Raw genomic sequence first — 2,488 nt, 5'->3', positions numbered from 1 at the left:
TTTGATTGCCTTTAGCAGACCTGGCAGCGACCTACTCTCCCGCGTCTTGAGACGAAGTACCATTGGCGCTGGGGCGTTTCACGGCCGTGTTCGGAATGGGAACGGGTGCGGCCGCCCCGCCATGACCACCAGGTCGGCTAAGGGCAATCTTCCGGCGCTTGCGGCGCCGGAGCTATTCGAGAAGCTGGCGAAGGTTTTTCACTTCGTTTGTTTTTGTTGAACACGTCATGGCGTCATCGCGGCGCATTCGCCGCTGATGAGCATGGTCAATGAGAACGATCAAGCCAATCGGGCTATTAGTAAGGCTAAGCTTCATGCATTGCTGCACGTCCACACGCCTCCTATCAACGTGGTCGTCTTCCACGGCCCTGATAGGGAATACTCGTTTTCAGGTGGGTTTCCCGCTTAGATGCCTTCAGCGGTTATCCCTTCCATATATAGCTACCCTGCTATGCCCTTGGCAGGACAACAGGTCCACCAGAGATATGTCCATCCCGGTCCTCTCGTACTAGGGACAGATCCTGTCAATATTCCTACACCCACGGCAGATAGGGACCGAACTGTCTCACGACGTTCTGAACCCAGCTCACGTACCGCTTTAATTGGCGAACAGCCAAACCCTTGGGACCTGCTCCAGCCCCAGGATGCGATGAGCCGACATCGAGGTGCCAAACAACCCCGTCGATATGGACTCTTGGGGGTCATCAGCCTGTTATCCCCGGCGTACCTTTTATCCGTTGAGCGATGGCCCTTCCACGCGGGACCACCGGATCACTATGACCGACTTTCGTCTCTGCTCGACTTGTCAGTCTCGCAGTCAGGCGGGCTTATGCCATTGCACTCGACGACCGATTTCCGACCGGTCTGAGCCCACCATCGCGCGCCTCCGTTACTCTTTCGGAGGCGACCGCCCCAGTCAAACTACCCACCATACACTGTCCCGGACCCGGATGACGGGCCGCGGTTAGACATCCATGACGATAAGGGTGGTATTTCAAGGATGGCTCCACGAAGACTGGCGTCCCCGCTTCAAAGCCTACCACCTATCCTACACATGCCGACACGAATGCCAGTGTAAAGCTATAGTAAAGGTGCACGGGGTCTTTCCGTCTGACCGCAGGAACCCCGCATCTTCACGGGGAATTCAATTTCACTGAGTCTATGTTGGAGACAGCGGGGAAGTCGTTACGCCATTCGTGCAGGTCGGAACTTACCCGACAAGGAATTTCGCTACCTTAGGACCGTTATAGTTACGGCCGCCGTTTACTGGGGCTTCGATTCAAAGCTTGCACCTCTCCTCTTAACCTTCCAGCACCGGGCAGGCGTCAGACCCTATACGTCGTCTTTCGACTTCGCAGAGCCCTGTGTTTTTGATAAACAGTCGCTACCCCCTGGTCTGTGCCACCCCTTCATACTTGCGTAAAAAGGGGTCACGCTTCTTCCGAAGTTACGCGTGCAATTTGCCGAGTTCCTTCAACATAGTTCTCTCAAGCGCCTTGGTATACTCTACCTGACCACCTGTGTCGGTTTCGGGTACGGTCTATAATGATGGAGCTATTTCCTGGAACCTCTTCGCCGCCCAACCAATCCAGTAAGGTTGAACAACACACGAGATCCGTCACTACCACCAGGCCCACGAATATTAACGTGGTTCCCATCGACTACGCATGTCTGCCTCGTCTTAGGGGCCGGCTAACCCTGCTCAGATTAACTTTAAGCAGGAACCCTTGGTCTTTCGGCGAGAGGGTCTCTCACCCTCTTTGTCGTTACTCATGTCAACATTCGCACTTCCGATACCTCCAGAGGCCCTCACGGGTCCTCCTTCACAGGCTTACGGAACGCTCCGCTACCACTTGCAGTAAACTGCAAATCCTCAGCTTCGGTGCATGGCTTTAGCCCCGTTACATTTTCGGCGCAAAGACCCTTATTTAGACCAGTGAGCTGTTACGCTTTCTTTAAATGATGGCTGCTTCTAAGCCAACATCCTGGTTGTTTTGGGATCCTCACATCCTTTCCCACTTAGCCATGACTTGGGGACCTTAGCTGGAGGTCAGGGTTGTTGCCCTCTTCACGACGGACGTTAGCACCCGCCGTGTGTCTGCCGACTAGTACTCCTCGGTATTCGGAGTTTGGTTAGGATCAGTAAGACGGTGAGTCCCCATAGCCCATCCAGTGCTCTACCCCCGAGGGTATTCGGTCGACGCTCTACCTAAATAGATTTCGCGGAGAACCAGCTATTTCCGAGTTTGATTGGCCTTTCACCCCTAGCCACAAGTCATCCCGATCTATTGCAACAGATATGGGTTCGGCCCTCCAGTTGGTGTTACCCAACCTTCAGCCTGCTCATGGCTAGATCACTCGGTTTCGGGTCTAATGCAACTAACTGAACGCCCTGTTCAGACTCGCTTTCGCTGCGCCTACACCTACCGGCTTAAGCTTGCTAGTTACACTAAGTCGTTGACCCATTATACAAAAGGTACGCCGTCAC

General features: G+C 54.1%; 2 rRNA genes. Both read right to left on the bottom strand.

Annotated features, from left to right (window positions below):
- Window positions 1-18: 18 nt before the first annotated feature.
- Window positions 19-133: ribosomal RNA gene (gene rrf / locus ACWGPT_RS19805) — 5S ribosomal RNA — on the bottom strand.
- A 142-nt stretch (window positions 134-275) separates the two neighbouring features.
- Window positions 276-2,488 (bottom strand): 23S ribosomal RNA (locus ACWGPT_RS19800); the annotation flags it as partial.

Source organism: Pseudorhizobium sp. NPDC055634, assembly GCF_053618655.1.
The sequence above is the reverse complement of the archived record's forward strand: the minus strand, read 5'-3'. Positions and strand labels throughout refer to the sequence as shown.